The sequence below is a fragment of the Cupriavidus necator genome (assembly GCF_040578825.1).
Taxonomy (GTDB): domain Bacteria; phylum Pseudomonadota; class Gammaproteobacteria; order Burkholderiales; family Burkholderiaceae; genus Cupriavidus; species Cupriavidus necator_E.
In genome coordinates this window covers 21,958-28,549 of sequence record NZ_JBEFLI010000082.1, presented here as the reverse complement: position 1 = coordinate 28,549, position 6,592 = coordinate 21,958, and the positions used below count along the sequence as shown (strand labels likewise).

At 69.7% G+C, this 6,592-nt stretch carries 4 protein-coding genes; 2 read left to right on the top strand and 2 right to left on the bottom strand.

The features are described 5' to 3' along the window. Positions 1 to 1,515: peptidoglycan-binding protein (locus AB1I47_RS28845; protein WP_354687107.1), on the top strand; the 1,515-nt coding region annotated here is incomplete at its 5' end. Positions 1,516 to 1,849: 334 nt separating this feature from the next. Next, a complete protein-coding gene (locus tag AB1I47_RS28840) occupies positions 1,850 to 2,659 on the top strand; it encodes an amidohydrolase family protein (RefSeq protein ID WP_354687106.1) in 810 nt (269 codons plus the stop codon). Between the two features lie 35 nt (positions 2,660 to 2,694). On the opposite strand, the gene AB1I47_RS28835 is transcribed toward AB1I47_RS28840, so the two are convergent. Together AB1I47_RS28835 and AB1I47_RS28830 are read right to left on the bottom strand one after the other, a co-directional pair. Beyond that, positions 2,695 to 4,122 (bottom strand): sigma 54-interacting transcriptional regulator, encoded by a 1,428-nt coding sequence (locus tag AB1I47_RS28835; protein ID WP_354687105.1) that lies wholly within the window; start codon positions 4,120 to 4,122, stop codon positions 2,695 to 2,697. A 393-nt stretch (positions 4,123 to 4,515) separates the two neighbouring features. Then, positions 4,516 to 6,588, bottom strand: coding sequence for a catalase (locus AB1I47_RS28830; RefSeq protein WP_354687104.1), 2,073 nt, complete (start codon positions 6,586 to 6,588; stop codon positions 4,516 to 4,518). Positions 6,589 to 6,592: the final 4 nt, after the last annotated feature.

Below are 6,592 nucleotides of genomic sequence, written 5' to 3'. Positions count from 1 at the left end.
ACACGCCCCTCCCCCCGCCCCGGCATTGCGGTCCGGCCGCAGCGGCCTCGTCCGGATGGCGTCGGCTTGCGCCCCCGCTTTGGCCGGCGCACCTGGCTGGCCGACGACTGGGCACCACCGTCCGACGACGGCGGCACCGACACGCGCGGCTCGGAAACGGTGCGCTGGGCCCAGGACTGCCTGAACCGCATCGCCGGCACGGCGCTCCCCGTGGACGGCGTGATGCGGCCGCCGTCGCGCAGCGCGCTGCGCGCCTTCCAGCGGCGCCAGGGGCTGCGGCCTACCGGCATCCTGGGGCCCGACACGCGCTCGGCGCTGCGGCGCGCGTGTGCCGGCAGCAGCGATGATGGTGACGATGGCCGCGAAGGTGACAATGGCGGCAATGCCGACCGCAGCGATGGCAGCGAAGGCGAGTTCGGCAGCCTCGCCGATCTCGGCCGCAGCGCCGCGCAGGCGCTCGGGCGCGCCGCTGGCGCCGTCGGCGACGCATCAGGCGGATGGCTCCCGGGCGCGTCGCGCATCATCGACCTGACCGCACAGGCCGACCAGCGCCTGCGCAAAGGCGTGCGCAAGCCCGCCGACGTCTACGCGCTGGTGCTGCACCAGATGGCCTGCTGCTTCGCGCCGAAGGACCCGCTGCGGCGCTTCCTGACGCTGAACGCGCACTTCGCCATCCTGGCCGACGGGCGCATCCTGCAGCTCCATCCGGTGTCGGCACTGCTGTGGGCCTCCAACGGCTTTAACCGCGGCAGTGTCGCGGTGGAGTTCGCCGGCAATTTCCCCAGCACGCGCGGGCAGTGGTGGCAGGGCGACAAGTTCGGCCGCAACCAGGTGAGCGCCGCGCAAATCGAGGCGGGCCGCTACCTGGTGCGCTACCTGCAGCGGACCATGAAGCTGCGCGTGGTGCTGGCGCACCGCCAGTCCAGCGGCTCGCGCACCAATGACCCCGGCCCCGACATCTGGTCGCAGGTGGGCCAGTGGGCGGTGGATACGCTGGCACTGCGCGACGGCGGGCCCGGTTTCAAGGTGGGCACCGGCAATCCGATCCCGCAGGAATGGCGCGACTGGGCCAGGGCCGGCGTATCGCGCGAAGTGGGCGGCGGGGGCCAGGCCGGCGCCCGTGCCACCCCGGGCGCAGCGAGGGCCGCGGGCGGCTGCACGCGCCTGGGCCTGTGGAGCGGGCTGATGTCATTGCCCGAGGCCATCGCCAGCCCGTGCGCCAGGCAGCCGGGCGTGTACTTCATCCACCAGGGCGACAAGCCGCTCTATGTCGGCAAGGCCGACGACGCCATCGGCCGCCGCCTGCAGCACCACGTCTGGTGCCTGCAGCACCTGGGCCGCAACGTGGCCGGCCTGCGCGTCAAGATCAAGCCGCTGGCGGGCAAGAGCGCGGCCATTATCAAGGCGCACGAATCGGCGCTGATCAGGCGCCATGGGCGCCGCCGGTACGACAAGGGCGGCGTGCTGACCAACATCTCGCCCGAGCTGGAAGGTGAAACCGGCTTCGGGCCCTGACAACTCAATCACCGGCATGCGGCCGGGCCGCATGCAATCAAGCCACACCCACGCCAGCCACACTGACCAAGGAGAACCATCATGCATACCATGCAATGCCGTTGCCCGGACTGCGCCGGGACTGCCCGCCAGCCGATGCAAGCGCGCGCGCCGCGCCCCGCGAACGCCAACCTCGCCCCTCGCTTGCAGGCTAGCGGTGTCCGGCCGCCCAACGCCGCACCAGGGATGCAAGCGCAGGCATCGGGCCGCTGGGTCCGGCGCGGGCGCACCATCATCCTGCTCGATCTCTAGCCGCGGCGCAGGCCGGCATCGGGGTAAGGACGGGAGGACCGCCATGATCATCGACTGCCATTGCCACGCCGGCCCCGGCGATGGCCTCACCGGCCCGTGGGACACCGACGCGCCGCTGGCCGCCTACCTGCGCCGCGCGGCGCAGGCGGGCATCGGCCGCACCGTGCTGTTCGCGGCCTTCCACAGCGACTACGCCAGTGCCAACCGCATCGTGGCCCGCATCGTCGCCAGCCGGCCCGGGCGCTTCTACGGCTTTGCCTTCGTCCATGCCGCGCGCGACCGCGGCCGCATCCATGCGATGGTGCGCACCGCGGTACAGGACTATGGCTTTGTCGGCCTCAAGGTGCACCGCCACGACGCGCGCATCAGCCGCGAGGTCTGCGACGCGGCGCGCGCGTGGCGCCTGCCGGTGCTGTATGACTTGGCCGGCGAGACCAGCGCCTGCGAGCTGCTGGCGCAGGCCTACCCCGAGGTGCCCTTCATCATCCCGCACCTGGGCAGCTTTGCCGACGACTGGCGCGCGCAGCTCGCGATGATCGACCATCTCGCCAGGCACCCCAACATCTATGCCGACACCTCGGGCGTGCGCCGCTTCGACCTGCTCGAGGCAGCCGTGCGCCGTGCGGGGGCCAGCAAGCTGCTGTTCGGCACCGATGGCCCGTGGCTGCATCCTGGCGTGGAGCTGGCCAAGGTGCGCGCGCTGGGCCTGGGCGCCGCCGATACCGACATGATCCTCAGCGGCAATCTGCTGCGGCTGGTCGGCCGGGTCACGCGCGAGCCGGTGCAGCGCGTGCCCGCCGAGCGCGGCACGCTGGCGTTCGCGTTCCGCGATCCGTGGGCAGCGCTGGCATAGCGCCCGGAGGTTTCTCTCTCGCTCTATCGCTCCCTTTATCGCAGCGCCTCGCGGCTGGCGCGCCGCAACTGCAGCGCGCGGTCGGTGACGCCGAGCCGGCAGGCGGCGCGGTGCAGGTTCTGTCCCTCGAGATCGATCGCGATCTGCACGGCGGCGTCGGTGGCTGCCTGGCCGATCTCGCGCAGCCCCACGCCGAGTTCGAGCGCATGGCGGATGGCGCCGCCAAAGCCCGCATCGCGCCAGTCCACGCGCACGCTGCCCGCGGCCGGCCATTCGTCGGCCGGCACATCGCCTACCGTGATGGGGCCCGGACCGGCATGCCGGTGCAGCAGGCGCTCGGCCACGCGGCGCAGGTCGCGCACGTTGCCGGGGTAGGCGCGTGCCAGCAGGTATTCGCGCACCGCAGGGTCGAGCCCCGGCGGCGCACTGCCGGGCTCGCGCCGCGCCTGCGCGCGCGCGAGGAAATGCTCGGCCAGCGGCAGGATGTCGGCGCGCCGCTCGCGCAGCGGCGGCGTGCGGCAGGTCCAGCCGGCGATGCGGTAGTAGAGGTCGGAACGGAAGCTGCCGTTGGCCATGCCCGCGTCCAGGTCGCGGTTGGTGGCGCATACCAGCCGGAAATCGGTGTGCTGCCAGATATTGCTGCCGACGCGCTTGTACTTGTGTTCCTGGATCACGCGCAGCATCTGTGCCTGCAGCGGCGCGGGCAACTCGCCGATCTCGTCCAGGAACAGTGTGCCGCCATGGGCCAGCGCGAAAGCGCCGTCGCGCGCCAGCGCCGCGCCGGTAAAGGCCCCGCGCTCATGCCCGAAGAATTCGCTGCCCGACAGCTCCGCGCTGATGGTGGTGCAGTCCACCACCACCATCTCGGTGCCCCGTGCATGCGGCGACAGCTCGTGGATCAGCCGCGCGATCAGTTCCTTGCCGGTGCCGCTCTCGCCATGGATCAGCACCGACGCATCGGTAAACGTCGCCACCTCCACCACCTGGCGCACCAGCGCGCGCCAGACCGGGCTGTTGCCGACCAGCAGGTCGCGCACGCGGGGCGAATCGGCAAGCGCCTGCACCGCCTGCCAGCGCGCCAGCCGCGCCGACACCTGGCTGGCATCGGCGGGCATGCAAGGCCATACCAGCACATCGGCCGCGCCGCTATGCAGGATGTCCCACAGCATCGGCGCCGCACACGTCGCGCCGACCTCGGCCGCGGTGGCGATCGCCAGCACCGTGGCGTTGCGGCTTGCGCTGCGCAGGTGGTCGAGCACCGTGGAGTCGGAAGCACCGAACACCATCAGCCCGAAACCGGACGGCGGCGACGGCATGCCGTGGAGGACGATGCCGGCGCGCGCCAGCATCGCCGGCAAGCCCTGGCGGATCTCCGCGCCGACCTCGCCGACAAAGCAGAGCCAGGCGGCCAATGCCACGGATTGCCCGGGCGCCATGGGGCCGCCGATGCCCGCCGCGGTCATGGTCGGCACTCAGTTGCACAGGCCTGCGGCAGGTCCGCCCCTTCACGCGCGCAGGCAGCTCCCGGCAAAGCGGCGGCGGCAACTTTGGGCGCGGATGGGTCCATGTGATGGCTCGCTGGGGTGGGCTTGTCCTGCCCGATTTTCCCCGTCGGGGCGTGCTCGCCCCTTGGGCGGAACCCGCGCGGCGGCGTGGCGATTCACGCCACCGCGCGCGTCACAACGCAACGGTAGGTTGCCGCGCAAAAAAGGGAAGTGAGAGTTCTTTCCGACTGATGTACGTGCGGTTCAAGGTGATTCATTGTTGAAACAACTGGACTGGCCGGCGGTGTTCGAACAGCGTTGTCCGGCGGTGGAGCTGGCTCTCAAAATAGCGACACCGCCAGCAGCAAGCGCCTACGCCAACCTCCTCACCTGCGGCTCCCTTTCCCATTGCCGCGTCTTCGCCGCCGCAATAAAGCGCGCCGTATCGCTCGCCTGCACCACCCCGCCGTCCGGCTTCAGGTTCGCCTGCGTCAGCAACACATCCCCGCCCTCATCGACCGCGATCGCCTTCAGGTGCGCGTAGGCAAAGCAGACGAAATCAAGCGCCGCGCTGTCCTGCGCCAGTTGCGCCGCGCCGTCGGGCGACAGCACCACGGCAACCGCGTCGAACATCACCGAGGGCGTGCCGGCGAGCTGGCCGTCGGCGGGCAGCCTGGAGCCATCGGCCAGCACCGCGCCGCCTACCTTGGGCGCAACGATCTTCACCGTGGCGCCGGCGGCATTGGCGGCCTGGCGGATCGCCTCGACCGAGGTGCCCTCGGAACCATCGTGGACCAGGATGCCGATTTCGCGGCCTTCCAGCGTGTCTTTCATCCGGCCGATGATCTGCAGCGCCGCGGACGGCGGCAGGTCCTGCACGGGCGCGGCAGTGGGCAGCGGATCGGGCAGCTTGTCGAGCGCAAGGCCGTCGGCCACGCGCCGGCCCAGTTCGTCGTCGATATTGCGCAAGTGGGCCACCATGCGTTCGCGCACATGCATGTGCTCGACCTTGGACAGCTCGAACACCAGCGCCGACGCGATATGCGCCTGCTCCGGCCGGGTCTGGCTGCGGTAGAACAGCCGCGCCTGGCTGTAGTGATCGGCAAAGGTCTCGGCGCGGATGCGGCTCTTGTCGCCCTCTTCCGGCACGCGTGCGCTGCGCAAGCCCAGGTCGGGCGCTTCGCGCGGCGAATCGTCCGAGAGGGAATGGGGTTCATAGGCAACCCGGCCCTTGGGCTGCTGCATCTGCATATGCCCGTCGCGCTGGTGGTTGGCGAACGGGCACTTGGGCGCGTTGACCGGGATCTGGTTGAAGTTGGGGCCGCCCAGGCGCAGCAGTTGCGTGTCGAGGTAGGAGAACAGGCGCCCCAGCAACAGCGGATCGTTGGAGAAATCGATGCCGCGCACGATATTGGCGGGGCAGAACGCCACCTGCTCGGTCTCGGCGAAGAAGTTGTCGGGCCAGCGGTCCAGCACCATGCGGCCGATGATCTTCAGCGGCACCGTTTCTTCCGGGATGATCTTGGTGGCATCGAGATGGTCGAACGGGAATTTCGCCGCATCGTCTTCGGTGAAGAGCTGCACGCCGAGTTCCCATTCCGGATAATTGCCTGACTGGATCGCATTGAAGAAGTCGCGGCGGTGGAAGTCGGGATCGGCGCCGGCGATCTTGACCGCCTCGTCCCAGACGGTCGATTGCAGACCCAGCTTCGGGCGCCAGTGGAACTTGACGAAGGTGGAGCGGCCCTGCTCATCGAGCAAGCGGAAGCTGTGCACGCCGAAGCCCTCGATCATCCGCAGCGAACGCGGGATGGTGCGGTCCGACATGATCCACATCACCATGTGCATCGATTCCGGCGTCAGCGAGATGAAGTCCCAGAAGGTGTCGTGCGCGGTCGCCGATTGCGGGAAGCCGCGGTCGGGCTCCATCTTCACCGCATGGACCACGTCGGGAAACTTGATCGCGTCCTGGATAAAGAAGACCGGGATGTTGTTGCCGACCAGGTCCCAGTTGCCTTCCTTGGTATAGAACTTGACCGCGAAGCCGCGCACGTCGCGCGGCGTATCCACCGAGCCCGCGCCGCCGGCCACGGTGGAGAAGCGGGTGAACACCGGCGTCTTGACGCCGACCTCGGTCAGGATCCTGGCAGTGGTGTATTGCGACAGCGATGCGGTCAGCTCGAAGTACCCATGCGCCGCGGTGCCGCGTGCATGGACGATCCGCTCCGGAATGCGCTCATGGTCGAAGTGTGTAATTTTTTCACGAAGAATGAAGTCTTCGAGCAAGGTCGGGCCACGGGGATTGGCCTTGAGCGAGTTCTGGTTGTCCGCAATCGGCAGGCCCTGATTGGTGGTCAGCGGGGCATGGCTGCCGCCCGCGCTCTGGTGCAACTCCCCCGCGGTGCCGCGCTGGGCATCGCCGTAACCCGCTGGGGTCCCTGCCATGGCG